The sequence below is a fragment of the Actinomadura sp. NPDC023710 genome (assembly GCF_040639875.1).
In the GTDB taxonomy this organism is placed as follows: domain Bacteria; phylum Actinomycetota; class Actinomycetes; order Streptosporangiales; family Streptosporangiaceae; genus Spirillospora; species Spirillospora citrea.
Genome location: NZ_JBFAGB010000030.1, coordinates 46,586 through 71,985, shown reverse-complemented (window position 1 = coordinate 71,985; position 25,400 = coordinate 46,586). Strand labels below are relative to the sequence as shown.

Below are 25,400 nucleotides of genomic sequence, written 5' to 3'. Positions count from 1 at the left end.
TGCTGTGCACAGGACGCCCGGCCCCGTCCATCTGTGACACCCGGGATCAGTGGCACACGTCACACGCGGGCGCTGTCACGGGCGAGGGGGCGGCGTCATCTCGTGTCCAGAGCCGCGTGAAGGGACGCGCCGGCCACGAGACGGGAGCTTGATCATGAACGAGGACGCCGGGCGCCGGACGGTGGCGATGGTCACCGGGGCGAACAAGGGCATCGGCCGGGCGGTCGCCGAGGGGCTCGCAGGCCGGGGCATGACGGTCCTGGTCGGTGCGCGGGACCGGCGGCGCGGACAGGAGACCGCCGCGGCGCTGCGCGAGGCGGGAGGCGACGCCCACGCGGTCCTCCTGGACGTCACCGACACGGCCACCGTCCAGGAGGCAGCGAAGCTGGTCGAGGAGCGTTACGGGATCCTCGACGTTCTGGTCAACAACGCGGGAATCACCGGCTCGGGACGGGCGGCGCCCCAGGACGCCGTCGACCAGATCCCCAGTTCCGTCGACCTGGAGATGGTCCGGGCGGTGTTCGCGACCAACGTCTTCGGCGTGATCGCGGTGACCAACGCCATGCTGCCGCTGCTGCGGCGGTCGCCTGCGGCGCGCGTCGTCAACGTCAGCAGCCACGCCGGGTCGCTGGCCCTCACCAGTGATCCGGACGGACCCTTCGCGGCACTGCTGCCGTCGGCGGCCTACACGCCGTCCAAGGCGGCGCTGAACGCGCTGACCGTTCAATACGCCAACGAGCTGCGGAAGGACGGCGTGCTCGTCAACGCCGCCGCCCCGGGCTTCGTCGACACCGACAGCAACGACCACACCGGGCACCTCACCCCCGCGCAGGGCGCCGCCGTCGTGGTGCGCCTGGCCACGCTCGGCGCGGACGGGCCGACCGCCGGTTTCTTCGGCGAGGACGGCCCGCTGCCCTGGTAGGACGCCTCAGGCGGTCGGAACCTCAAAGGTCGGGTTCGGGGCGTTGCCGCCCTGGACCCGACCTTTGACGTTCCGGAGGGGCGTCGGCGCCGCTGCGGGCCCAGCGGGACGTGAACTCCGCAGGTCACGAGCGCATGAGCTCGTCATAGCCGGCCCGGCAGACGGCGGTGGGATACGCTCGCCCCCCAATGACGTCGACCAGTGGTAGGTGCGCCGGGGGAGGGCACAATGAACACGGCAACGTTGATGATCTTCGGTATGGCTCTCGGCATCGTCGCCGTCATCGCGTGGAGGACGTTCCAGAGCAAGGACTGAGGGGATTCCGCCGCCGTCCCCATGCGGCGATCAGCGAATCGCTGCCGGGTACGGCGCCGAGTACGGCGTCCCTCCCTGAACCCCGCACCCGTCCATGATTGAGATCGTGCTCCCCATGTCCCGGATCTGGATCTGCGCCTCGATGTCAAAGATCATCCGTGCTGACCATCTCACCGCGCTCTTCGTCTCCGACGGCTCGCCGGACTACCGGGCGGCGGAGACCAACAGATCAGGCGTCCTGTGGGCCAACGTCTTCGGCCGGACCGAACCCGTCCGCATCGACGAGTTCACGGGCATCACCGCGGCCGAGCTACTCGACGCCGTCACCAAGGCGATCGGCCAGGCCGACCCCGACGAACCGGTGACCTACATCCGCCTCTACCGCGCAGGCGACCACAACGCGGTCACCAGGGTCAAGACCTACAACTCCTATCCCCTGACCGACGGATCACAGGTCGACGACCAAGAAAGGACCTGATGAGGCCGGACGGGCGGCCGGCCATGTCCCCACAGGACCCGGCGAGCCGCCCGAGCATGTCACCTCATTCGAAGCGGGTCCTGGCGCGTCCGCTCGGGGCCATGCCCGCCCTACGAAGGGTCAGGGCTTGCGGCCGACGCCGCCTGTCATGAAGCGGACGTCGACGGTGCTGGCGTCCAGGACGGGCTCGTCGGGGCGCCACAGCGGGAGCGGGACGAGGCCGGGCGGCAGGATCTCGAAGCCGTCGAAGAAGGTGGCCAGCTCGGCAGGGGTGCGGACGCGGCCGGTGCCGAGCTGCTCCAGGAGTTGCTTCTCCAGTGCGACGGACTCGGGGGCGTCGCCCAGGCGGGTGAAGTTGGTGATGAAGAAGAAGGAGCCGCTGGGCATCGCGTCCCGCAGTACCTGGACGATCTGGCCGGGATTCTCCTCGTCGCCGAGGTGGTGCAGGATGCCGACGAGCATCACGCAGACGGGCTGCTCGAAGTCGATGAGCGCGCGGACCTCCGGACGGCCGAGGAGTTCGGCGGGCCGGCGGATGTCGGCGGTCACCACAGTGGTGTTGGCGTTGTCGGCCAGGATCGCGCGGCCGTGCGCCAGCACGATCGGGTCGATGTCGACGTACACCACGTGAGCCTGCGGGTTGACCTCCTGGGCGACCTCGTGGGTGTTGCGGACGGTCGGCAATCCCGATCCCAGGTCGAGGAACTGGGTGATCCCCTCCTCCGCGGCGAGGTAGCGGACGACCCGGTGCAGAATCGCGCGGTTGTGCAGGGCGATGTCCCGCAGCTCCGGCATGATCGCGAGGCTGGCCTCGGCCACGGTCCGGTCCACCGCGTAGTTGTCCTTGCCGCCGAGCATCACGTCGTAGACGCGTGCCGCGGTCGGAACGCCGGTGGGAATCTGCGGGGACGACTCGGCCATGTGCACCTCAACGCTCAGGAGATCTTGCTCCGATCGTAGCTTCGCGGAGCCGCGCAGAATGCGAAAAACCCCTATGCCAAGGGACTTCTCGCGAAACCTGGTGCCAGAACCCCCATCCCCGATCCCGGGCCCTGACGATTCGCGATGAGGACCGCACCTCAGTCCTCATCTGGTCACGTCAAGGCTGTCCGGGGTGAGGTGCACGGGGGTAGTTCAACGAGCGTGCCGCCGAAGCCATCTCGGCTCGCCGTCGATCCCGGGACGTCCGGGAGCTCTTGGCGGAGTGGGAATCCGTGAGGGGCGACCCGAAACGGCCGACCCGGCCACGACGACAGGGAGGCCACCATGCCGACACCGACGACGAACTGCGGGACGGGCGAACCGCTCATCCGGCTCGGGGGCGGCGAGGCGCCGGTGCTCAACTACAACCTCCCGCAGGGCGGCTGCTTCTCGGCACAGGGGTCCATTCCCCTCGGCATCGACCCGTCGTGGTTCCGCGACGAGGTGACGGCGGAGCCGGAGGTGCACTGGTGGAAGGTGCCGGTGCCGAACCCCGACGACCTGATCGACGACATCGTCAAGGGGACGCTCTCGCCGCAGCTCACGTCCCAGCTGCTCGACCCCCGCATCCCGGCGATCCTCCAGCCGGCCGCGTCCCCCGACCAGATCTCGCGGGCGCCGCGCATCGCGTCCGCCCGTCTCCCGCAGCCGGCCGGGCGCGTCCGCGTCCCGGCCGCGAGCAGCCCTCCGACGCGCCCCACCCGCCGGCGGGTCGCGGCCAAGCCGACCTATACGGCGTCGCACCTCGTGCGCGCCGTCGAGGACCGCCTGCGGCCGATGGTCACGACGGGCTTCAGCGGCGACCTGCAGATCAAGTTCCTGCCGCAGCCGGTGCGGCCGGTCGCCCGGCTCGCGGTGATCGAGTACTACCGCGTGTGCTCCTACCTCGGCGACTACGGCGCGGGCCGGACGCTGTCGACGACGTCGCTGTTCCCGGGGGAGTCCACCACGATCACGCTCGCCACCTACCGCGACGAGGAGACGACGGCCACGGAGTCCTCCAACGTCCTCGACTCGTTCACCGAGTCCGCTGCCGACGAGATGGAGTCGCTGGTCGAGGAGCAGATCGGCACGACGCTCGGAAGCGCGACATCGAGCACGCAGTCGAGCACCACGGGGGGCGGCGTGAACTTCGGCGTGGGCATCGACCTCTTCGGCCTCGTCGAGCTCGGCTTCGGCGCCGAGCACAGCGGCTCGCAGAGCGACGCCACGACCGTGGCGATGACCAGCGAGATCAACACCCAGGCGATCAACCATGCGCTCAGCTCGCATGTGGAGACCAGCAGCTCGTCGCGGCAGGTCGAGGTCAACACGACCACGAGCGCCACCGTCGGCACCGGGGAGTCGACGACCACCGTTCGGCAGATCGCGAACATCAACCACAGCCGGGTGCTGAACATCGTGTTCCGGCAGCTGCTGCAGGCCTACGACACCGTGACGTACCTCTATGACGTCAAGGTGCTGTTCTCCAACGGCTACCCGGAGTCCGTCCGGCTCATCGAGCTCGGGCAGCTCGACGACGTGCTCCCGCAGCTCGTGTCCGCCGAGCACGTCGCCGCCGTGCGCAAGCGGATCCTGCAGCCGTACTGCGCGGTCTTCAACTACGAGGGCCGGGCGGTCCGCTTCCTGGAGAAGGTGGAGCGCGAGGCGCCCTGCGACCTGACGGGAAAGACCGAGCGCATCGTGTACATCCGCCGGCGGCCGGACCTGCGCGACGAGGTCGGGAGCATCAGCGTGCCGGGCGTCATCAAGAACGTCGAGCGGTACGTGCTGCCGACCCCGGCCGTGATCGCCGAGGCGCTGCTCGGCGGAGGCGAGGCCCTCGACTGCTACAACCAGGAGCTCCAGTCGACCACCATCGACGCCGCCGAGCTCCAGAACCGCAAGCTCACGCAGGCGATCGGCATCGTCGGCGAGATCGAGGACCCGCAGGCCCAGGCCGCCGCGTGGGCACGCATGCACAACCCGGCGCCCACCGTCGACGAGCCGTCCGAGACCCAGCCGCCGGCATGACCGGCGCCCCGGGCGTGTTGACCACGTCCGCGCTCGACACCCCGGCGGCGTCCCCCGCCGACGTGGTCCCGTCGCCGTTCGCGGCGGTGAGCGGGCGTCCGCCGCTGCTCGACCCGTCGGCGCTGCGGACGGAGCCGACCGGCGCGGACGTGGAGGCCTGGTGGGACGCCCTCGTCGCAGCAGGGCTCGATGTCCGCCAGCCGTCGGCGCTGCTGACCCAGCTCGATGCTCTGCTGGTGGCCGCCACCGGGCTCGACGGCCAGGACCTGCTCGACAACCTCGCCGCCCGCACGGCGCTCGTCCGAGGGCTGGTCGCTCACGCGTTGGTGCAACTCGGCCCGGCGCTAGAACGGGCGGGCGCCGTGGTCGGCGCCCTGCCCGTCACGTCCCCGATCGTCGACTACGTCGCCGGCCGGGAGAACCTCGTGAGCGCGGCGCTGCAGTCGGCCGCCGACATCAGCGTGTTCGTCCCGGTCCCGCTGTCGGCGGCCGTTTCGTCGAGCACGCGGCTCGCCGGGTTCCTGACGAGCGACGCTCCGGAGGCGAAGGCCGTCAAGGCCGCGGCCCTGGAATTCGCGCAGGGCGTCTACGACGGCTTCATGATGTCGGGCCTGGTCGACCCCTCCATCGGGAACCGGTTCTACGAGCAGGCGGTCGCGAACGCGCGGGCCCTGCACGTCCTGCTGCCCACGATCGTCGACGCCGGTCTGGTGTACGGGATCGTCATCCAGCCGCTGGTCGACGTACTGGACCTCATCAAGCTCGTCTTCGGCGACCTCATGGGCATAGTGAAGACGCTGCGGTTGCTCGGGGCCGCCGCGGTGGCCGACCCCGCCGTCGCGCACGGCCTCGGGGTGCTGATCGGACAGCAGCAGGCGTCGTCGTTCGAGGCGTCCTTGTTCGAGACCGGCCCGGCCACGTTCTACTTCACCCTGTCCACGGCGATCGGCGAGCTGCTCCAGAACACCGCGCTGGGCGCCACGGGCGCCGGGCTCGTCATGGTGGTGGGCACGAAGGCGCTGCGCGCCACCAAGGTGACCGCGGCGGCGGCGAAGCTGATCGTCACCGTGGTCGAGCACCTGCCCGGCTCGGCACCGGGACGCGAGCGCCTGATCGCCGCGCTGCGCGCCATGGCCGACGCGTTCGACAACCGCTGGAGGCTGCTGGAGGAGCTCGCCGGCGACTCGGAGGAGGTGCTCGCGGCGATCCGGCGCCTGCTGGCTCGCGAGGATCTGCGCAAGCTGCTCTACGACCTCTCCGACTACGCCGAGGAGGCGCGGGGCGACCTCGACCCGGCGCTTCCCGACGCGAAGCTGGTGGCCGAGATCAAGGCGCGCGAGGTCCAGGTGCTCGCCGTCCTCACGCGCCTGGGAGGCATGACCGACGTCGAACTCGACGGCGTGTCGGCCTACCGCCGTATCTGGTCCGAGGACGGCCCTCCGCGCGGAATGACCAAGCCCTGGACGGACGCCCTCGGCTCGCCGGAAGGCGACAAGGGCGGCAACCAGGACACGCGATGGTTCGACCTCCTCGATGGCGATCCCATTGGCACGGGCCTCTGGGCGCTCCTCGGCGAGCTCGATCCCGTCACCAACGGCCGCGGCCTCTACGCCGTGCTCGTCGACTTCTGGGCGGGGGACTCCAAGACCGCCGGCGCGATCGGCAGCCTCTACGGCGCGCGCGACCTCTACCGCGAGCTCAGTCCCGACCACCCCGACGTGCGGTTCGACTTCGAGATCACCTTCACCGGTCCGGAGGGGCGCCGCGACCTCGACGTGGTCGTCTTCCGCGGGGACGACTCCCCGCCGGACGGCGTCATGGGGTTTCTGCTGGTGGTCGAGATCAAGAACATCGTCGGCGGGTTGATCAGCGACCGGCTCAAGAGCCAGATGGGACGCGATCTCGCACGGCACATCGGCGCGGGCGACGTCGATTTCGCGAAGCTGCGCTGGCTGGTGCCCGCGGCCGATCTCAAGGCGCTCGAAGGGCCGCTCGGCGACGCGTTCCGCGCAGCGCTCAACGATGACCGCGTCCAGGACGCCGTCGCAGCGTCGCCACACGACATGATCGACGTGATGACCCGGCTCGACGCCGCGATCAGAGGCGGCCGCCTGATCGGCTCCTTCGACGTCAACGCACCATGAACCCGCGCAACCCTCGCCTGCAGACTCCGAACGCCGACCTTGAGTTCAGCCGACTTTCGGGGTGGCGCGGTCGATGATGGGGGCGACGTCCAGGCCCGGCGGGAGGGTGCCGAAGGCGCCGCCCCAGTCGCCGCCGAGGCGGGTGGCGCAGAAGGCGTCGGCGACCGCCGGGTGCCCATGCCTGACCAGCAGCGATGCCTGTAGGACCAGCGCCAGGCCCTCGGCGACTCGGCGGGCGCGGTACTCGATGGTCGCGGTGTCGGCGAAGGCTTCCTTGGCGTCCTTGATGGCCGCGTCCAGGCGCTTGTCGGCTCCTTGGGAGAGGTCGACCTCGTCGAAGAACGCCTCTAGGGTTTGCGGTTCGCGTAGCGTTGCGCGGAGGAGATCGAGTGCGGCTACGTTGCCGGAGCCCTCCCAGATGGAGTTCAGGGGCGACTCGCGGAAGAGGCGGGGCATCCCGGACTCCTCGACGTAGCCGTTGCCGCCCAGGCATTCGAGGGCCTCGGCGGCGTGCGCGGGCCAGCGCTTGCAGATCCAGTACTTGCTGACCGCGAGGCCGAGGCGCTTGAAGGCGGTCTCGCTCTCGCTGCCGCGCACCGAGCGGTCGGTGGCGCCCGCGAGGCGCAGCATCGTGGTCGTGGCGGCCTCGGACTCGATCGCGAGGTCGGCCAGGACGTTGCGCATCAGCGGCTGGTCGATCAGCGGCCGGCCGAACGCCGAGCGGTGCGCCGCGTGGTGCGCGGCGGTGGTGACGCCGAGCCGCATCCCGGACGCGGCGCCGATCACGCAGTCCAGGCGGGTCATGTTGACCATCTCGATGATGGTGCGGACGCCGCGGCCCTCGTCCCCGACCCGCCACGCGACCGCCTCGTCGTACTCCACCTCGGAGGAGGCGTTGGACCGGTTGCCGAGCTTGTCCTTCAGCCGCATCAGGCGCAGCGGGTTGAGGCCGCCGTCCGGCAGGACGCGGGGGACGAGGAAGCAGGTCAGCCCGCCGGGCGCCTGGGCGAGGGTGAGGAACACGTCGCACATCGGAGCGCTGGTGAACCACTTGTGGCCGACGAGGCGGTACGTCCCGTCCGGCTGGGGCGCGGCCGTGGTGGTGTTGGCGCGGACGTCCGAGCCGCCCTGCTTCTCGGTCATGGACATGCCGGCGAGAAGCGCGGTCTTGGTGAGCGGCGGCCGCAGCCCGAAGTCGTACTCCGGCCTGGCCAGGAGCGGCTCGTACCGCGCGGCCAGCTCCGGCGACTGCCGCAGCGCCGGGACGGCGGCGTAGGTCATCGAGACGGGGCAGCCGTGGCCCGCGTCGACGCGCCAGGTGTAGAACTTCGCCGCGCGGGCGACATGGGCGCCCTCGCGGGGGTCGGTCCACGCCGAGCCGTGCAGGCCGTGCGTCACCGCGACGGTCATCAGCTCGTGCCACGCCGGGTGGAACTCGACCTCGTCGATCCGGTGCCCGCAGCGGTCGTGGGTGCGCAGCACGGGCGGGTGCTCGTTGGCGAGGCGCCCCCACTCCTGGGCCCGCTCGCTGCCGGCCAGGCGGCCGAGCTCGCGCACCTCGGCCTCGGCCCACCCGGCGCCCTCGCGGTGCAGCCCGTCCAGCAGGGCCGCCTCGTCGGAGGCGTCGTGCCCGGCGAGCGGGGGGACCTGGTTGAACACCTCGTGCGTCACGCGCTCTCCCAACGTTCATGCCGTCGACCAGCAGAATACAGAACGCGGTTCGGGCGCCAGGTTGATCATGCCTGTGGGGTGGGAGGACGTCCATCCTCCTCAGGTGGTGGGGTGATCTCGTCCGCGCGGCGGATTGTCCAGCGCCGCCGGGGGCATACCGTCGAAATCATGAGTCAGACCGGTCCGCAGCCCGAGCGGCACACCGCGAGCCGGCCGCCGGAGCGGCGGCGGGGCGCCGGCCCCGTCCCCGAGCCGGTCGACGTGACGACCGCACCCGACACCGGGCGGGCGTCCGGCGGCGGGCGTGCCTCGGACGCCGGGCGTGCCTCGGGCACCGGGCGGGCGAACGACACCGGGCGGGCGAACGACACGGTGCGGGCGTCCGACGCCGAGCGCGAGGCCGTCGTCGAGCGGCTGCGGATCGCCTCGGTGGAGGGGCGGCTCACCTTCGAGGAGCTGACCGAGCGCACCGAGGCCGCCTACGCGGCCGTCAGCCGCGGCGACCTCGAACTCATCACCGCCGACCTGCCCGGCATGGGCGCGCCCGGGGCCAACCCCGCGCCCGTGCAGGTCAAGCGCAGGTTCAGCGCGGTCATGGGGGACTGCAAGGAGCGCATCGTCGGGCGCATCGACGGGCCGCTGGAGGCCGTGTCGGTGATGGGCGACGTCGAGCTCGACCTGCGCGGCGCCCAGGTCCCCACCGGCGAGGTGCACATCTGCGTGACCGCCGTGATGGGCGACGTCAAGATCATCGTCCCGGACGGCGTCAGCGTCGTGCTGACCGGGCACAACTTCCTCGGCGACCGGCGGGTCGCGGTCCGCGACCCGCATCCCGGCGCCCGCGTCCCCGTCGTGCGCGTCACCGCGACCGCCGTGATGGGCGACATCAAGATCGTCGACGACGAGCACCACGGCCCGCTCCGGAACGCCCTCACCACCTGGTGGAAGGACCACCGGTAGGGGGTCAGACCGCGGCCGCCGCGCGGGGGGCCTCCAGCGCCCCGGCGTAGCGGCGGACGATCAGGTCGGCGACCTCCGGAGCCGCGCCGAGGGCGGGGGAGACCGCGGCGGCGCCGGCGGCCAGGGACTCCCGGCGGACCTTGTCGGCGAAGTGGCCCGGCGCGAGGATGTAGGACGCCACCGCCACGCGCGGCGCGCCCGCGTCGAGCAGGGCCCGCACCGCCTCGGCCGGCGCCGGGCGGGCCGCCGTCGCGTAGGCCGGCACCACGTCCCGCCAGCCGCGCGCACGCCACCGCCGCGCCAGCCGCGCGTTCGTGGCGTTGGCGGACGGGTCGCTGGATCCCGCCGAGGCGAGGACGACCGCCGTGTCCGGGTCGCCGGGCGCCACGCCCGCCTCGGACAGGCGCCGCTCCAGGGCGTCCAGCAGCAGCGGGTGCGGGCCGAGCGTGCCGGCCGTGCGCAGGACGAGCCGCGGGTGCCGGCCGTGCACCCGGTTCAGCACGCCAGGGATGTCGGTCTTGCTGTGGTAGGCCGCGGTGAGGAGCAGGGGCAGCACGACCGCCTCGTCCGCGCCGCCCCCGGCCAGGCCGTCCAGCACCTGGTCGGGGGCGGGCGGCGCGTGGTCCAGGAACGAGGCGTGCACGGGCACGTCCGGGCGGCGCGCCCGGACGGCGTCGAGCAGCGCGGCGACGGTCGCGGCGGCGCGGGGGTCCCGGCTGCCGTGCGCCACCGCGACCAGGGGGACGCTCACAGATGGATGCCGCACTCGGTCTTGCCCATCCCGGCCCACCGGCCGCTGCGCGGGTCCTCGCCGGGCGCGACCGGGCGGGTGCACGGCGCGCAGCCGATCGAGGGGTAGCCGTCGTAGTGCAGCGGGTTGACGAGCACCCCGTTGTCCTCGATGTAGTTGTCCATGTCCTCCTGGGACCAGCCCAGGATCGGGTTCACCTTGACCATGCCGCGCTTGCGGTCCCACTCGACGACCCGGCGGTCGCGGCGGCTCGCGGTCTCGTCCCGGCGGATGCCGCTGAACCAGGCCATGTAGCCCTCCAGCGCGCGGCCGAGCGGCTCCACCTTCCGCAGGTGGCAGCACAGGTCGGGGTTGCGGCCGTACAGGCGCGGGCCGAGCGCGGCCTCCTGCTCCTCGACCGTCCGGGACGGGGTGACGTCGATGACGTTCACCGGGTAGACGGCCTCGACGGCGTCGCGCGTTCCGACGGTCTCGGCGAAGTGGTAGCCCGTGTCGACGAACAGCACGTCGATGCCCGGCTTCACCTTCGACACGAGGTGGATCAGAGCCGCGTCCGACATGGACGAGGTGAGGCAGATGCGGTCGCCGAACGTGGCGACCGCCCACCGGATGATCTCCAGTGTTGGGGCGCCCTCCAGCGCGGCGGCGGCCGACTCGACGATGTCCTGGAGGTCGAGGGTGGGTCTGTCGGTCTCCAGCAGTGTCACCGGGGGACCTCCTTGCTCGCGGTGCGGGGGGTGCCGACACCGAGGAACTTCAGGCTGAAGGAACGGACGCAGTCGGGGCAGAACCACGCCCCGGGCGTTTCATCCCGGGGTTCGAGGCCCTCCTCGCCGCAGTAGGGGCAGTAGAACGGCGCCATCCGCTCGCTCATGCCAGATCAGCCCCGCTCACTTGAGGTCCGCCTCGTCGGCGCGGTGCACCCACTCGGCGAACGTCTCGCCGCCTGTGCGCTGCTCGTCGAACCTGCGCACGACGCGCTCGACGTAGTCGGTGAGCCCGGCCGAGGTGGTCTTCAGCCCGCGGACCTTCTTGCCGAACGACGCGCCGAGCCGCCCTCCGAGGTGGATCTGGAAGCCCTCGACCTGCTCGCCGTCGTCGTCCACGACCAGCTGGCCCTTCAGCCCGATGTCGGCGACCTGGATGCGGGCGCACGCGTTCGGGCAGCCGTTGACGTTGATCGTCAGCGGCTGGTCGAAGTCGGGGAGCCGCTCCTCCAGTTCGTCGATCAGGTCCATCGCGCGCTGCTTGGTGTCGACGATCGCGAGCTTGCAGTACTCGATGCCCGTGCACGCCATCGTCTGGCGGCGGAACGTGGACGGCCGGACCTGCAGGTCGTGCTCCGCCAGCTCGTCGGCGAGGGCCTCGGTGTCCTTCTCCGGGACGTCCAGGATGACCATCTTCTGCTCGTTGGTCGTGCGGACCCGGCCGGAGCCGTAGCGCTCGGCGAGGTCGCCGATGACGCCGAGCAGTTCGCCGTCCACCCGGCCGACACGGGGCGCGAACCCGACGTAGTAGGCGCCGTCCTTCTGCGGGTGGATCCCGACGTGGTCGCGGCGGGCGAGCGGCGCGGCGGGCTCGGGGCCGTCCGGCAGCGCGAACCCGAGGTACTCCTTCTCCAGCACCTCGCGGAACTTCGCGGCGCCCCAGTCCTTCACCAGGAACTTCAGGCGGGCGCGGCTGCGCAGCCGCCGGTAGCCGTAGTCGCGGAAGATGGAGGTGACGCCGTGCCACACCTCGCTGGTCTGCTCGGGCTTGACGAACACGCCGAGGCTCTGCGCGAACATCGGGTTGGTGGACAGCCCGCCCCCGACGAACACCTGGTAGCCGGTCTCGCCCGCATCGTCCACCACGCCCACGAACGCGATGTCGTTGATCTCGTGGACGGTGCAGTGCGACGTGCAGCCCGACATCGCCGTCTTGAACTTGCGCGGAAGGTTGGAGAACTCCGGGGAGCCGATGTAGCGGTCGTGGATCTCGCGCAGCCGCGGCGTCGCGTCCACGACCTCGTCGGCCGCGATCCCGGCCAGCGGGCAGCCGATGATCACGCGCGGGACGTCGCCGCAGGCCTCCATGGTGTGCAGCCCGACCGCCTCCAGCGCCTCCCAGATCGCCGGGACGTCCTCGATCCGCACCCAGTGCAGCTGGACGTTCTGGCGGTCGGTGATGTCGGCGGTGCCGCGCGCGTACCGGGTGGAGACGTCCGCGATCGTGCGCAGCTGCGGTCCGCTCAGCTGCCCGCCGTCGATCCGCACCCGCATCATGAAGTAGCGGTCCTCGAGCTCCTCGTCCTCCAGCGCGCCGGTCTTGCCGCCGTCGATGCCGGGCTTGCGCTGGGTGTACAGGCCCATCCAGCGGAACCGGCCGCGCAGGTCGGACGGGTCGATGGAGTCGAAACCGCTCTTGGAGTAGATGTCGATGATCCGGCGGCGGACGTTCAGTCCGTCGTCGTTCTTCTTGTTCTCTTCGTTCTTGTTGAGCGGTTCGCGGTAGCCGAGGGCCCACTGGCCCTCGCCCTTCTTGCGTTTGGTCGCGGGTGGCACGGCGCGCGTCCTCATCTGTGGTCGTGAGGGACGCGCAGCGCACCGGCGCTCTGAGGCAGCCGGCTCGACGCTGAGCAGGATGAAGTCAAAGGTGACGCCGATGCGCCACGCGCCCGGCTGTACAGGGGCGTGGTCGGAGCGTCACCTACAGATCGCGCTGCGGACGCGGAGGAAGTCGACGTGCCGGCGCTTGGCCAGCAACGGGTCCGCGGCAGTCATACCCGCACTCTGACATGCCGTCTCGCGGACTGTCCAGTGACGTCCGGCATGCGGACGCGTGAGATGCGTCATCCCTGCCGCCTCCAGTTCACCCGAGGCTCGGCCTTCCCGCCGGTCGCGGGGTCCGTGCGGCGCCCGGCGGTGGGCGCGCCGGGCGCGGGGGCGGCGGGCGCGGGGTGGTGCTGGCAGTCGCACCAGGAGCCGCCACGGCACTCCTCGTGGTGGCGTTCGCGGCACGACTGGCAAATCATGTCTCCCATTGTCACCCATGAAGGCAAATGCCCGGTTCGACGTGGGCGCGCGCGGATGATCATGGTCCGGAGAACGTTCCGTGCCGTCATAACGGGTATGCACCAAGGGATGTGCACGGAACGGGCGGCACGCCCGCGGGACGACCGGGCGGGGGAGGGGATCGGCGTGCCACGCGCGGAGCGGACCAGTGAAGTGGGCGATGGGACACGTTCCGGGCGCGCGACCCTCTACGGTGGGGCGGTGTGACCACCGTCTCCGACGCAGCGGGCGCCTCCCGGGCTGGGGACTCGCCCTCCGGAAAAGCGCCGGAGGGCCCGCAGCGGCGCCTGCGGGACCTCCTGCCCGCGCGGGTGCGCGCCGCCGTGCGGGCCGCCGCGGGGATCGCCTGGACGCTGACCAAGGGCACCGCCATCGGCGGGTTCCGCTACCGGGTCACCGGGCTGGCTGCGGAGGCCGCGTTCTTCGCCCTGTTGTCGATGCCGCCCCTCGTCATCGGGCTCATCGGCACGATGGGCCACCTGCGCGGCCTGTTCGGCACGGAGACGATCGCCGAGGTGCGCTCGTGGGTGATCGAGCACTCGCAGACGGTGCTGACCGGCCCGACCGTCAAAACGGTCGTCGTCCCGCTCATCGACGACGTGATCAGGGGCGGCAGCCCCGACATCGTGTCGGTCAGCTTCCTGATCTCGCTGTGGGCGGGGTCGCGGGCGACGAACGTCTACGTCGACACGATCACGATCGCCTACGGGCTGTCGGGTGTGCGCGGCGTGGTCCGGACCCGGGTGCGCGCCTTCGTGCTCTACCTCATCGGGCTGCTGACCCTGATCGTCGTGATCCCGATGTTGGTGGCCGGCCCCGCGGTGGTCCGCCAGGCGCTCCCGGAGAGCACCGAGGCCGTCCAGGCGCTGTACTGGCCCGTCGTGGTGAGCCTGTCGATCGTCTTCCTCTCGCTGCTGTACCACATGAGCGTCCCGGTGCGGACGTCCTGGTGGCGCCAGACGCCCGGCGCGGCGCTGGCACTGCTGATCTGGATCGTGGGCAGCTTCGTCCTGCGGATCTACCTGGCCGGCTCGCTGAGCGGGGTGTCGGTGTACGGGTCGCTGGCCGCCGCGATCGCGCTGCTGGCCTGGCTGTACGTGGCGGCGCTCGCAGTGCTGATCGGGGCCGCGCTGAACGCCGAGATCGACCGGCTGTGGCCCAGCGGGGACACCGCCCGGATCCGCGCCGCGCTGGAGGCGGAGGCCGACCAGGCGCCCCGGGACCAGGGTGCGACGGGTAAAAACCACCCCGGTTGAGGTCCTGAAAAGGGCAAACATGTCGTAGCCTCGCCTGACATGACCCCCCGTGAGGAGACAGGCCGGCTGCGGACCGTGACCGGCACGATCGCGACGTCCGACATCACCGGGCCGGTGCTCTCCCACGAGCACCTCCAGCTGGACCTGCGCTGGCCGGCGCGCCCCCAGCTCGCCGACTCCGACCCGAGCCGGTGGCTGGACGAGGAGAAGGCCGTCCAGCGGGAGCTGAACGCCCTGCGCAAGGACCACGGCCTCGGCCTCGTGGTCGACCTCACCTGCTCGGGCATGGGACGCAACGCCGCCGCGCTCGCCCGCATCAGCGCCGGCGCCCGGGTCGCCGTGGTGGCCGGGACGGGCGTGTTCACCGAGCCGTTCCACCCCGCGTTCGTCCGTGAGGTCCTCGCCGCCGGAGCGGCCCCCGCGGCCCCCGGATTCGAGCCGGGCCCCTCCGGGGCCGAGTACTCGGGCCCGTCGGCGGTCGACCGGCTCGCGGAGCGGCTGCTCGCCGAGGTCGGCTTCGGCATGGACGGCACGAACTCGCTGCCCGGTGTCATCGGCGAGATCGGCACCTGGGGAGAGGCGCCGACCGAGGCCGAGGAGCTGTGCCTGCGCGCCGCCGGCCAGGCCGCCCGCTACTCCGGGCTGTCGGTCGCGACCTACGGGCGCGCGGGCCTCGCCCAGCTGGAGATCCTCACCTCCGCCGGGCTGCCCCCCGAGCGCGTCGCGGTGGGGCAGCAGGACCGGGTGGACGACACCGCCCAGCACCGCAAGATCGCCGAGTCGGGCGGCTACGTCTCGTTCGGCACCCTCGGCCTCGCGGGGGAGGACGCCGCCGCCGTCGGCGCCCGCGTCCGCCGCGTCCTGGACCTGCTGGAGGCCGGGCACGCCGACCGGGTGCTGCTGAGCACCGGGGTCGCCCGGATGGCCCAGGTCGCCCGCTACGGGGGCGCCGGGTTCGGGTACATGTTCGACACGTTCCTGCCCGCGCTGCGCGCCGCCGGCGCCGACGAGGCGACCATCGGCACGATCCTGCACGACAACCCGCTGCGGTGGCTCACCGGTTCCTGAGTGGGTAGGGGAACCCCGGAAGGGGGTGCGCCCGATGTCCTGGAGCGGACCCGCGGGGGAGGGCGCCCGGCGGCCCGGAACCGTCCGGCTCCCCTACACCGACCGCGCCGAGGCGGGCCGGGTGCTCGCGGCGCGACTCGCCACGATGGGGCTGGAGGGGGCCGTGGTCCTCGCGCTGCCGCGCGGCGGCGTCCCCGTCGGCCACGAGGTGGCGCGGCACCTCCGGGCCCCGCTCGACGTGCTGGTGACCCGCAAGATCGGGTATCCGCCGCAGCCGGAGCTCGGCGTCGGCGCGATCGCCGAGGGCGGCGCCCCGGTGTTCGACGGCGGCCTGCTCGCCCGCCTCGGGCTCCGCGAGGACGATCTGGCCCCCACCGTGGAGGCCGAGCGCGCCGAGCTGGACCGCCGGGTCGCGGTCTACCGGCGCGGCCGCCCGCTGCCGCGGGTCGCCGGGAGACCGGTGATCGTGGTGGACGACGGGTTCGCCACCGGCGGCACCGCTCGCGCGGCCGTGCGGGCGGTACGCGGACGCGGACCGTCCCGGCTGGTCCTCGCGGTGCCGGTGGGCGCCGCCGAGACGGCCCGGAGCCTGGAGGCGGAGGTGGACGACCTGGTGGTGCCGGTCGCGCCCTGGGACTTCCGCGCCGTGGGGCAGTGGTACCGCGACTTCGGGCAGCTCACCGACGCCGATGTGACGGCCTGGCTGGAGCGCGCCGCGCGGGCGCGCGGCGAGGCCCCGGACGGTCCGCCGGAGCCGGGCCGGCCGTGAGCCGCGGGAGGCACGGAATGGTGCCCCGCGAATTTTCGGGAAATGGCCACATCGGCGGGGACAGTGCGGTAAAAGGGCGACCCGCCGGAATGTCGTGGCGCGAGGCACTCCAGTCGTGACGCAGATGTGACGAAGAACCCGGGCCCGGTCGGATGGACCGGGCCCGGGCAACGCAAACGGCCCCGCGGGGCGGGGCCGTGACGTTTAAGGTGGCGTGCCGGGGTTTCGCGATGGGAGCGTTTCGGCGGCCTGTGCCTTCGTTCAGGCGGCGTTGGCGCGACGCATACGGCGACGGCGCTCGGACGCGCGCTCGTCCTCGTTCAGGCCGCCCCAGGTGCCGTACTTCTCGGGCCGGGACACCGCGTAGTCCAGGCAGTCCGTACGGACCGGACAGCCCATGCAGATCTGCTTGGCCTTGCGCTCGCGAATCTCGCGCTCGGGCTGGCGCTCGCCGTCGGGGCCGAAGAAGAGGACGAGGTCTTCCCCCCGGCACGCCGCGGCGTCCTGCCAGCCCCAGCTGGGACGAGGGAGGTTTGCCTGCCGACGTACCTGAGCCATGGAACACCCACCTTGATTGGTTTCGAACAAATTCGGGACATGGACGCTCGACGTGCTTCGGATGACAAGAGTCAGAGAAGCGCCGAATGTTCCAACGTCTGGAGTTGCCGCTCTGTTCCCCGTCCGGTTACTCCGGAAACCTGGGGACGTGCGACAGGGAGACCCTCGAATGGGGCCTCAGCGAGATTACACGAGGGCCGCCTCGTTGAGAAGGGTGAGTTCCCTAACAACGTAGGTTCTCTGGTTCTCGCCGCAGTCGGTCCCGCACGGGTCGGGCTGCTCGACGGCTTCGACGACCACCCGGTAACGGCTCCGCCTCAGGAGAACGACCGCTTCGTGCCGGGTTGTTCCGGGGATTCCAGTGATCGACGCCACGGTCACGTCGTCCACCCCGAGCCGGCCCGTGTGCGCTCGGACGAAGTGCTCCGCCGCCTGTGCGGGCTCGGGGGCTCCGGCCCGTCCGCGCAGCCTGAGAAGGGCGACCTCGCCCCGCAGGTAGGCGTCCGCCGCCGCGTTCGCCTCCGCTTCGTTGAGGTCGCCGTACGAGAATCCGTGAGGAAGACATACCAAATTCGCCGCAAATCGGTCACCGCCGACATGGGTGGTTTCCCAGATCAGGCGGTCGAAACGCGTCGCGAGGGAACGGGCCAGCGGCGCACCGGTGCGGGCGCAGCAGGCGTTGCGGCGCCCGTGCGTGCAGACCAGCAGGACCGGCTCGGCCACCCGCTCCCCGAGGCCCGGGGACCGGCCCTTCGCGAGTGCGTCCAGGTCGAGCGCCGCCAGCTCGGCCGGATCGGCCAGCTCGCGCCCCTCGATCCAGGCCTCGCCCCCGCGGGAGGACGCGGCGTAGACCTGGACCGGCGGGGTGGCGCGCCGGCGGCCCGCCCGGCGGATCAGCTGCGGCCGGACGCCCGCCTTCTTCGCCGCCCGCACGGCATCGGCGACCGCCCCCGGGCCGTCGAGGTCCTCGACGCGTTCGGGCCAGGGGCCGGGGTGCTCGATGAGCAGCCAGGCGCCCGCCTTCACGGTCGCGGTCGCCAGGCACGGCCGCTCGCCGGTGTGGCTCCCCGGGCAGTGTCCGCAGCTTCTGCCGCGCGTCACGCAGTCCCCCCGCCGATCCTCGTTCATCCCATCGAGCTGAATCGATTAGGTAAGGGTAACCTAAGGCGCGCCGGTCAAACCTGGCGGGGTGGCCAGCAGCGCCCGCGCCGCGGGCAAGGCGGCCTCCCGGTCGGTCGCCACGAGGCCGATCCGGGTGCGCCGGTCCAGGAGGTCGCCCGCGTCGAGGGCGCCCTCGTGCAGCACGCCCCAGGCCAGCTCCACGCCGGTCACCGGCAGCCCGGGGACGACCGGCTCCAGCAGTGCCGGGTCCTGCCTTCCCAAGGCCGCCAGCAGCGGCGCCTCGGTGCCGTACCGCTGGACGAGCCTGGCGGGCGCGTCCAGAGCGTCCAGCCGGGAGCGCGGAGCCGCGCCGACGAGGGGCAGCCGCGCGGTGCGGCACGGGCCGGCGTGAAGGCCGCGGGCGCGCACGACCGCGTCCACGGCGTCCTCGGCCATCCGCCGGTAGGTGGTCAGCTTGCCGCCGACGATCGTGACGACGCCGTCCGGGGAGGTCAGGACGGCGTGCCGGCGGGAGATGTCGGCGGTGTCGCCCCCGCGCCCGAGGTCCAGCAGGGGCCGCAGCCCGGCGTACGCGCCGGCCACGTCGGCCCGCCGCACCGGGACGTCCAGCGCCGAGCCCAGGACGTCGAGCAGGAAGCCGATCTCGCCCTCGGTCGGCTCCGGCACGTCCGGGACGGGGCCCTCCGCCGGCTCGTCGGTGAGGCCGACGTAGACGCGGCCGTCGCCCTGGGGGAGCACCAGCACGAACCGGTTGCCGGCGCCCGGGATGGGGACGTGCATCGCGGCGGTGAGCCCGCGCAGCACCTCGGCCCGCAGCACCAGGTGCGTACCGCGGGACGGGCGCAGCCGCACCCCGTCCACCAGGCCGCCCGCCCACACCCCGGCGGCGTTCACGACCGCGCGCGCCCGCACGGTGATCTCGCGGCCGGTGAGCTCGTCGCGGACGAGGGCGCCGTCGCCGGTCAGCCCGACAGCGCGGCAGCGGGTGAGGATCCGGGCGCCGTGCCCGGCCGCGGTCCGCGCGAGCGCGGTGACGAGGCGGGCGTCGTCGGCGAGCTGCCCGTCCCACGACAACAGCCCGCCGCGCAGCCCGTGGGGGCGCAGGGCGGGGGCGAGCCGGAGCGTCTCGACCGCCGACAGCCGGCGCGGGCCCGGCAGGACCGAGCGCGGGGTGCGGGCGGCGAGCCGCAGCAGGTCCCCGGCGCGCATGCCGCCGCCGGCCAGCAGCGCCTGCGAGCGGGACACCAGCGGGGTCAGCGGCAGCACGAACGGGAGCGCCCGCACCAGGTGCGGGGCGGTGCGCAGCATCAGCGCGCCGCGCTCGACCGCGCTCTCGTGCGCGACGTCCACCTGCCCGGAGGCCAGGTAGCGCAGCCCGCCGTGGATCAGCTTGGAGCTCCAGCGCGACGTGCCGAACGCCAGGTCGTGGGCGTCGACCGCCGCGACGGACAGGCCGCGGGACGCGGCGTCCAGCGCGGCCCCCGCCCCGGTGGCGCCGAGGCCGACGACCAGCACGTCCACCGCCTCGCCGGGAAGTTCGGAGAGCTCCCGCTCCCTGCGAGCGGCGTTGAGGGAGCTCCGCGGATCGAGTCCGGCTGCGTTCATGGCGCGAGCATCCTTTCCAGGATGTGGCGGAGTTCGGCGTCGAGGGCGTCCGCGTCGACCCCGGGTTCCTGCGCGTCGATCATGATCTGCGCGGAGAGCCCGAACGACTGGACGACCAGCAGGAGCGCGCGGGCCTGGAGCACGGGATGGCCCGCCCGGATCGTGCCGTCCCGCTGCCCGGCGGAGATCGACTCCTCGAACCCCGCGAGGAAGGCCTGCTGGCTGGCGCCGCAGCGGTCCAGCAGGTAGGGCAGCAGCAGCTCCGGGTCGACCTCGATGATCTTTCGGAGCAGCGGGTGGTCGCGGAACGTCCGTACGCCGGTGACCAGGCCGTCCACCAGCCGGGGCCGGACGGGGCGGCCGTCGTCGGGAGGCCGCAGCGCCTCGCCGAGCCCGGTCCACTCGCGGGTCATCAGGTCGGCGACGATGGTGCGGACGTCCGGCCAGCGCCGGTAGAGCGTCATGCGCGAGACGCCGGCCCGCCGCGCGATGTCGGTCAGCGTCGTGCGCCGCACCCCGACCGCCAGCACGCAGTCGCGCGCGGCGTCGAGCACGGTGTCGTCGGCGGTCCGCGCCGCCGTCCTGTTGTGACGATTCGACGTCATGTGTCACAGTGTAAGCCACCAGGAAGCCGGGGCGGCGAGGGAGGCGGGCGTGGAGACGCGCGACATGCTGTGGAGCGGCTGGGGCGACCCGGCGAAGGCGGCGCCGCTGCCCGAGCCCATGGTCGGCCTGCTGCGCGACCTGCTCGGCGTGCGGCCCGCCGAGGAGCCGCCGGCCGCGCTGACCGGCGTCCGGGTCGCCGAGACCCGGCTGTCCGGGGACGACCTGGGCGCGCTCGCCGCCGTCGTGGGGGACGGGAACGTGCGCGCCGACACCGAGGCGCGGCTCCGCCACACGCGCGGCAAGTCCACGCCCGACCTGCTGCGCATCCGGGCCGGCGACGCCGCCGACGCGCCGGACGCGGTGGTCCTGCCCGGTGACCACGGCGAGGTGCTCGCGGTGCTGGAGGCGTGCGCCGGGCGGCGGATCGCGGTCGTCCCGTTCGGCGGCGGCACCTCGGTCGTCGGCGGGCTGGCGCCGGAGGGCGTGGACGCCTTCGTCGCCCTCGACCTGCGCCGCATGGACGGGCTCGTCGAGCTGGACGAGGTCTCGCGGACGGCCGTCCTGCAGCCCGGCCTGCGCGCCCCGGCGGCCGAGGCGCTGCTCAACGAGCGCGGCTACACGCTCGGGCACTTCCCGCAGTCCTACGAGTGGGCGTCGATCGGCGGGTTCGCGGCGGCGCGGTCGAGCGGGCAGGCGTCCGCCGGGTACGGGCGGTTCGACGACATGGTCGTCGGCCTCACCGCGGCCACCCCCGAGGGGACGCTCGACCTCGGGCGGGCGCCGAAGTCGGCCGCCGGGCCCGACCTGCGGCAGCTCGTCCTCGGCTCGGAGGGCGCGTTCGGCGTGATCACCTCCGTGCGGGTGCGGGTGCATCCCGTCCCGCGGGACCGGGCCTACGAGGGCTGGCGGTTCGCCTCGTTCGACGAGGGCGCCGCCGCGCTGCGGCGCCTCGCCCAGGACGGCCCCCTCCCCGCGGTCCTGCGGCTGTCGGACGAGACCGAGACCATGGTGGGGCTGGCCGATCCGGCGGCGATCGGCGGCGGCTCCTCGGCGGCCGGGGCCCTGGCGGTCCTCGGGTTCGAGGGCGCCCCCGACCTCGTCGCCGACCGGCGGGCCGGGGCCGCGCGGGTGCTGCGCGACGCCGGCGGCGAGCCGCTCGGCGCCGGGCCGGGGGAGAAGTGGGAGCACGGCCGCTTCAACGCCCCCTACCTGCGCGACGCCCTCCTGGACGTCGGCGCCTTCGTCGAGACGCTGGAGACCGCCGCCTTCTGGTCGGACGTTCCCGCGCTGTACGAGGCCGTCCGGCAGGCCCTGATCGGCGCGCTGTCGGGCGCCGGGACGCCGCCGCTGGTGATGTGCCACATCTCGCACGTGTACCCGACCGGCGCGTCCCTCTACTTCACGGTCGTGTCCGCGCAGGGCGAGGACCCCGTCGGGCACTGGGCCGCCGCCAAGCGCGCGGCCTGCGACGCGATCCTCGCGGCGGGCGGGACGATCAGCCATCATCACGGGGTGGGCACCGACCACCGCGACTGGTACGCCCGGGAGATCGGGCCGCTCGGCGCCGCCGTGCTGCGCGCCGTCAAGGACCGGGTCGATCCGGCCGGGATCCTCAACCCGGGCGTCCTCGTCCCGCCCGCGGGAAGGGAGTGAGCGCCGTGCGCGCGTTCACCGCGATCGTCAACCCGGCGGCGGGCGGCGCGTCCGCCTCGTGCCTGACGCCGCTCGCCCGGCTGCTGCGCGACGCGGGCGCCGAGGTCGACGTCGAGTACAGCCGCGGGATGGAGCACGCCGCCGGCGCCGCCCGCGCCGCCGCCGAGGCGGGCCGCGTGGTGCTCGGCGTCGGCGGGGACGGCCTGGTCGGCTGCGTCGGCGGGGCCCTGGCCGGGACCGGCGCCCTCTTCGGGATCGTCCCCGCCGGCCGGGGCAACGACTTCGCGCGGCAGCTCGGCGTCCCGTCCGACCCGGAGCGGCTCGCCCCGCTGCTGCTGGAGGGCGAGCCGCGCGCCGTGGACGCCATCGACGCCAACGGGACGGCCGTGCTCGGCAGCGTCTACGCGGGCGTGGACGCGGTCGCCAACGACAACGCCAACAGGACGCGGCTGCTGCGCGGCTCGGCCGCCTACTACGTCGGGGCGCTGCGCGCGATCGTCTCGTGGCGGCACGCCGACTACCTGATCACCGTGGACGGCGAGCGGCACCGGCGGGAGGGCTACACCGTCGTCGCCGCCAACTCCGGCTACTACGGGTTCGGCAAGCACATCGCCCCCGACGCGCGCGTCGACGACGGCCTGCTCGACGTCGTGCTGATCCGCAAGGCGCCGAGGACGCTGTTCTTCAAGGTCATGCGGGAGCTGGAGGCGGGGACGCACGTCCGGCGGCCCGAGGTGGAGGTCCTGCGCGGCCGCGAGGTGCGCATCGAGCTCGCCGGCGGGTCCGGCAGGACGCTCCCGTACGGCGCGGACGGCGAGCTGCCCGGGGTGCTCCCGGTCACCGCTCGGGTGATGCCCGGCGCGCTGCGCGTCCTGGCGCCCTGACCGGCCGCGCCGAGGTTTTGCAGGGCGTTTAGGGCGGTTTACGCCCCCATTACGGCTCTCCGGATAGTGTCGGTTACGTCCCGCTACGGGACCTTGGGGCTGTCTGTGGAGGCATCATGAGAAGGCGACTGCACTGCTCGCCGTTCTGGGGGGACTCATGATGACCGCAGGCCCCCTCGTCGTGGTGGCGCCGGCGTCCCTGGGGGTGGCGTCGGCGTCAACCACGTCTGCCTGACGAAGTGTCGGCTTCCTGGCGTCGTGTCGCCTTGACGGCGTGACCGCCTCCGGAAAGGCTGTGAGCAACCCCTCACCGCCCGGAGGCATTCTGTGTCTGCCGAGGTCCCCCCCGGACCCGACAACTCGCGCACCTCCGAGGAAGGCGCCGGCTGGGCCTGCGGCAGGCCGGGAAGCTTCCAGGAGCTGCTCCCGGACCGCGTCCCCGACTTCTCCTGGCGCCGCCCCTCGGTGCTCTGGCGTTCGCGCAACGACGTGCTGGCGCGCCTGTTCGGCGACCCGGCGAACGCCATCCGCCGCCGCTGCGTGGCGTCCCTGCGCGAGCGCGGCACCCCCGCCGCGTTCACCGTGCACCGCCCGGCGCCGGAGTTCTCCTTCGCGCTGGTCGGCGACACCGGCGAGGGGGACCGGTCGCAGTACGCGGTGGTCCCGCCGCTGCTGCACGCGACCGAGGGCACCGACTTCATGGTCATCGCCAGCGATGTGATCTACCCGACCGGCGACGCGGAGGACTACCCCGACAAGTTCTTCCGCCCCTACAAGGACTACCCCGCCCCCATCTACGCCGTGCCCGGCAACCACGACTGGTACGACGGGCTGCGGGGGTTCCTGCACGTCTTCTGCGGCCTGGACGAGAACTGCTCCCCGCCGCCCTGGCGCGGCCCGCTCGCGTTCATCCCGCGCCGCCTGTGGCGCCACTCCGGAGCCGTCGACGCGGAGGCGCTCGCCGAGGCCCGCAGGCTGTACCGGGGCGCGCCCGGCCAGCAGGGCGCGCAGCCGGGGCCGTACTGGGCGATCGACACCCCCGCGCTGCGCATCATCGGCATCGACACCGGGCTCACCGGCCGGCTCGACCGTGACCAGGGCCGCTGGCTCCGGGAGGTGTCCGGCGGGCCGAAGCCCAAGTTGCTGGTGACCGGAAAGCCGCTGTACGTGGACGACGACCACCGTCCGGGGCCGATCGAGGGCGGCGGGACGGTCGACGAGATCGTCCAGGACCCGGCGCACCACTACGTGGCCGCGATCGGCGGCGACATCCACAACTACCAGCGCTACCCGGTGAAGACCGGCGACGGCCGGACGATCCAGTACATCGTCTCGGGCGGCGGCGGCGCCTTCATGCACGCGACCCACGTCATCCCGCGGACCCGGGCGGTGGAGGAGGACGAGTTCCGCTGCTACCCGCTGCGCGGCGACTCCCTGTCGCGCTACAGCAGGCTGTACGGCCGGTGGCTGCGGCTCCCGGGGCTCTTCGAGCTCACCCCCGAGGAGGCCACCGCCGCCGTCCAGCACCGGCTCGGGATCAAGCCGGGGCGCGGATACGACGGTCCCGCGCCGTCCCGCCGCGCGCGCTTCGTCGCCGCCGTCCTCGGCGTACCGCGCAACAGCCGCAGCCGCCCCCGGTTCCTGCGGCTCCCCGTGCGCAGGCTGCCGCAGCGGTTCCGTTCGGAGCTGGCCGACTGGGACCGGCCGCCGTTCTTCAAGAACTTCCTGCGCCTGGACGTGACGGAGTCGCACCTGCGCATCCGTTGCTTCGCCGCGACGGGCTGCGGCGACCACGAGACGTCACCGCCGTGCGAGGACGACGTGACGATTCCGCTGCGCTAGCGGGCCGGTTTGGAGAATCCGCCAGTCATGGGCGGATATGGGCGATCTTGCCTCGCGACGTGTCCCGATGCCGTTACAGTCGTGGCTCACCACACCGGTGAACGGTAACGGACGGTCGGCCGGAAAACGACCGCGTCCTTCAGGAGAGCTTCTCAATGAGTTACCCCCAGCAGGGTCAGGGCCAGCAGCAGGCGTACCAGGGCGGCTACTCGCCCGCCCCCGCGCAGCACCAGGCGCCCGCCGCCGTCGGCACCGGCCTCAACATGAAGCGCCGCAACCCGGTCGGCGCCTGGCTCGGACTGCCGATCATCACCTTCGGCATCTACGGGCTCGTGTGGTTCTTCAAGGTCCACAACGAGCTCCACGAGTACGACCGGCGCATCGACAACGCCGCCACCAACGCGCTGCTGTCCATGCTGTTCGGCGGCATCACCCTCGGCATCTGGCCCCTCGTCATGTGGGTCAAGCTCGGCGGGCGCATCGCCCAGGCCCAGCGCGCGGCCGGCCTCCAGCCGAGCTGCAGCGGCGGCATGGGCTTCCTGCTCGGCATCTTCGGCTTCGGCGTGCTGTACTACCAGCTCCAGCTGAACAAGGTCACCGACCGCTACGGCGACACCCCGGCGGCCCAGCAGGTCTCGCTCGCTGCCTAGCGTTTCTCTCCTCCTTCGGGCCTGGCGGCCCTCCATCGTCGAGGAAATGCGGGCGATCGCCGGCATCGCTCCGGCTCGCCTTGCGGCTCGCTGCGCGAT

At 72.8% G+C, this 25,400-nt stretch carries 23 protein-coding genes; 12 read left to right on the top strand and 11 right to left on the bottom strand.

Going from position 1 to position 25,400, the window contains the following annotated elements:
• Positions 1-154 precede the first annotated feature (154 nt).
• Positions 155-922 (top strand): SDR family oxidoreductase, encoded by a 768-nt coding sequence (locus AB0H37_RS30485; protein ID WP_329088209.1) that lies wholly within the window; start codon positions 155-157, stop codon positions 920-922.
• Positions 923-1,352: 430 nt separating this feature from the next.
• A complete protein-coding gene (locus AB0H37_RS30480) occupies positions 1,353-1,715 on the top strand; it encodes a hypothetical protein (protein ID WP_329088212.1) in 363 nt (120 codons plus the stop codon).
• 120 nt (positions 1,716-1,835) lie between these two features.
• Here the strand turns inward: AB0H37_RS30480 and AB0H37_RS30475 are convergent, their stop codons facing one another.
• Positions 1,836-2,636 (bottom strand): SAM-dependent methyltransferase, encoded by an 801-nt coding sequence (locus tag AB0H37_RS30475; RefSeq protein ID WP_179836207.1) that lies wholly within the window; start codon positions 2,634-2,636, stop codon positions 1,836-1,838.
• Positions 2,637-2,981: 345 nt separating this feature from the next.
• Between AB0H37_RS30475 and AB0H37_RS30470 the strand changes: the two genes are divergently transcribed.
• Positions 2,982-4,709: a hypothetical protein gene (locus tag AB0H37_RS30470; protein ID WP_360616526.1), complete on the top strand. Its 1,728-nt coding sequence runs from the start codon at positions 2,982-2,984 to the stop codon at positions 4,707-4,709.
• Complete coding sequence (locus tag AB0H37_RS30465; RefSeq protein WP_360616525.1) at positions 4,706-6,853, top strand: hypothetical protein; 2,148 nt, start codon at positions 4,706-4,708, stop codon at positions 6,851-6,853. Before AB0H37_RS30470 ends, AB0H37_RS30465 begins: the two co-directional genes overlap by 4 nt.
• 45 nt (positions 6,854-6,898) lie before the next feature.
• On the opposite strand, the gene AB0H37_RS30460 is transcribed toward AB0H37_RS30465, so the two are convergent.
• Positions 6,899-8,524 carry an acyl-CoA dehydrogenase family protein gene (locus AB0H37_RS30460; protein WP_360616524.1) on the bottom strand — a complete coding sequence of 542 codons (1,626 nt, stop codon included), beginning with the start codon at positions 8,522-8,524 and terminating at the stop codon, positions 6,899-6,901.
• A gap of 168 nt (positions 8,525-8,692) precedes the next feature.
• On the opposite strand from AB0H37_RS30460, the gene AB0H37_RS30455 reads away from it, so the two are divergent.
• On the top strand, positions 8,693-9,484 hold the full coding sequence (locus AB0H37_RS30455) for a DUF1707 domain-containing protein (RefSeq protein WP_360616523.1): 792 nt from the start codon (positions 8,693-8,695) through the stop codon (positions 9,482-9,484).
• A 4-nt stretch (positions 9,485-9,488) separates the two neighbouring features.
• On the opposite strand, the gene AB0H37_RS30450 is transcribed toward AB0H37_RS30455, so the two are convergent.
• The 5 genes from AB0H37_RS30450 to AB0H37_RS30430 all read right to left on the bottom strand — a co-directional run bounded on the left by AB0H37_RS30450 (position 9,489) and on the right by AB0H37_RS30430 (position 13,248).
• Complete coding sequence (locus AB0H37_RS30450; RefSeq protein ID WP_360616522.1) at positions 9,489-10,235, bottom strand: sirohydrochlorin chelatase; 747 nt, start codon at positions 10,233-10,235, stop codon at positions 9,489-9,491.
• On the bottom strand, positions 10,232-10,942 hold the full coding sequence (locus AB0H37_RS30445) for a phosphoadenylyl-sulfate reductase (protein ID WP_360616521.1): 711 nt from the start codon (positions 10,940-10,942) through the stop codon (positions 10,232-10,234). The genes AB0H37_RS30450 and AB0H37_RS30445 overlap by 4 nt, the downstream gene beginning before the upstream one ends.
• Positions 10,939-11,109 carry an Insertion element protein gene (locus tag AB0H37_RS30440; protein ID WP_179836185.1) on the bottom strand — a complete coding sequence of 57 codons (171 nt, stop codon included), beginning with the start codon at positions 11,107-11,109 and terminating at the stop codon, positions 10,939-10,941. The genes AB0H37_RS30445 and AB0H37_RS30440 overlap by 4 nt, the downstream gene beginning before the upstream one ends.
• A gap of 16 nt (positions 11,110-11,125) precedes the next feature.
• Entirely contained in the window at positions 11,126-12,778 is a 1,653-nt protein-coding gene (locus AB0H37_RS30435) for a nitrite/sulfite reductase (protein WP_360616520.1), read from the bottom strand.
• 287 nt (positions 12,779-13,065) lie between these two features.
• Entirely contained in the window at positions 13,066-13,248 is a 183-nt protein-coding gene (locus tag AB0H37_RS30430; RefSeq protein WP_329088274.1) for a hypothetical protein, read from the bottom strand.
• Positions 13,249-13,491: 243 nt separating this feature from the next.
• Here AB0H37_RS30430 and AB0H37_RS30425 point away from each other — a divergent pair, with 243 nt between their 5' ends.
• The 3 genes from AB0H37_RS30425 to AB0H37_RS30415 are packed head-to-tail and all read left to right on the top strand — an operon-like array spanning position 13,492 to position 16,381.
• Complete coding sequence (locus tag AB0H37_RS30425) at positions 13,492-14,544, top strand: YhjD/YihY/BrkB family envelope integrity protein (protein ID WP_360616519.1); 1,053 nt, start codon at positions 13,492-13,494, stop codon at positions 14,542-14,544.
• 39 nt (positions 14,545-14,583) lie between these two features.
• A complete protein-coding gene (locus tag AB0H37_RS30420; RefSeq protein WP_360616518.1) occupies positions 14,584-15,612 on the top strand; it encodes an aryldialkylphosphatase in 1,029 nt (342 codons plus the stop codon).
• A gap of 34 nt (positions 15,613-15,646) precedes the next feature.
• Positions 15,647-16,381 carry a phosphoribosyltransferase family protein gene (locus AB0H37_RS30415; RefSeq protein WP_360616517.1) on the top strand — a complete coding sequence of 245 codons (735 nt, stop codon included), beginning with the start codon at positions 15,647-15,649 and terminating at the stop codon, positions 16,379-16,381.
• Between the two features lie 261 nt (positions 16,382-16,642).
• Here the strand turns inward: AB0H37_RS30415 and AB0H37_RS30410 are convergent, their stop codons facing one another.
• From AB0H37_RS30410 to AB0H37_RS30395, 4 genes are all read right to left on the bottom strand, one after another.
• Positions 16,643-16,939 (bottom strand): WhiB family transcriptional regulator, encoded by a 297-nt coding sequence (locus tag AB0H37_RS30410; protein ID WP_075901375.1) that lies wholly within the window; start codon positions 16,937-16,939, stop codon positions 16,643-16,645.
• Between the two features lie 186 nt (positions 16,940-17,125).
• Positions 17,126-18,040 carry a sucrase ferredoxin gene (locus AB0H37_RS30405; protein ID WP_329088291.1) on the bottom strand — a complete coding sequence of 305 codons (915 nt, stop codon included), beginning with the start codon at positions 18,038-18,040 and terminating at the stop codon, positions 17,126-17,128.
• Between the two features lie 60 nt (positions 18,041-18,100).
• Complete coding sequence (locus tag AB0H37_RS30400) at positions 18,101-19,666, bottom strand: glycerol-3-phosphate dehydrogenase/oxidase (protein WP_360616516.1); 1,566 nt, start codon at positions 19,664-19,666, stop codon at positions 18,101-18,103.
• Positions 19,663-20,271, bottom strand: coding sequence for a TetR/AcrR family transcriptional regulator (locus AB0H37_RS30395; RefSeq protein ID WP_360616515.1), 609 nt, complete (start codon positions 20,269-20,271; stop codon positions 19,663-19,665). The genes AB0H37_RS30400 and AB0H37_RS30395 overlap by 4 nt, the downstream gene beginning before the upstream one ends.
• Positions 20,272-20,335: 64 nt before the next feature.
• Here AB0H37_RS30395 and AB0H37_RS30390 point away from each other — a divergent pair, with 64 nt between their 5' ends.
• The 4 genes from AB0H37_RS30390 to AB0H37_RS30375 all read left to right on the top strand — a co-directional run bounded on the left by AB0H37_RS30390 (position 20,336) and on the right by AB0H37_RS30375 (position 25,301).
• The gene (locus tag AB0H37_RS30390; RefSeq protein WP_360616552.1) at positions 20,336-21,925 is read left to right on the top strand and encodes an FAD-binding oxidoreductase; all 1,590 of its coding nucleotides are present in this window, start codon (positions 20,336-20,338) and stop codon (positions 21,923-21,925) included.
• A 5-nt stretch (positions 21,926-21,930) separates the two neighbouring features.
• Positions 21,931-22,809 (top strand): diacylglycerol kinase family protein, encoded by an 879-nt coding sequence (locus AB0H37_RS30385; RefSeq protein ID WP_360616514.1) that lies wholly within the window; start codon positions 21,931-21,933, stop codon positions 22,807-22,809.
• Between the two features lie 327 nt (positions 22,810-23,136).
• Positions 23,137-24,651, top strand: a complete 1,515-nt coding sequence (locus tag AB0H37_RS30380; RefSeq protein ID WP_360616513.1) for a metallophosphoesterase — start codon at positions 23,137-23,139, stop codon at positions 24,649-24,651.
• A 155-nt stretch (positions 24,652-24,806) separates the two neighbouring features.
• Positions 24,807-25,301: a DUF4234 domain-containing protein gene (locus AB0H37_RS30375; RefSeq protein ID WP_179836175.1), complete on the top strand. Its 495-nt coding sequence runs from the start codon at positions 24,807-24,809 to the stop codon at positions 25,299-25,301.
• Positions 25,302-25,400 lie beyond the last annotated feature (99 nt).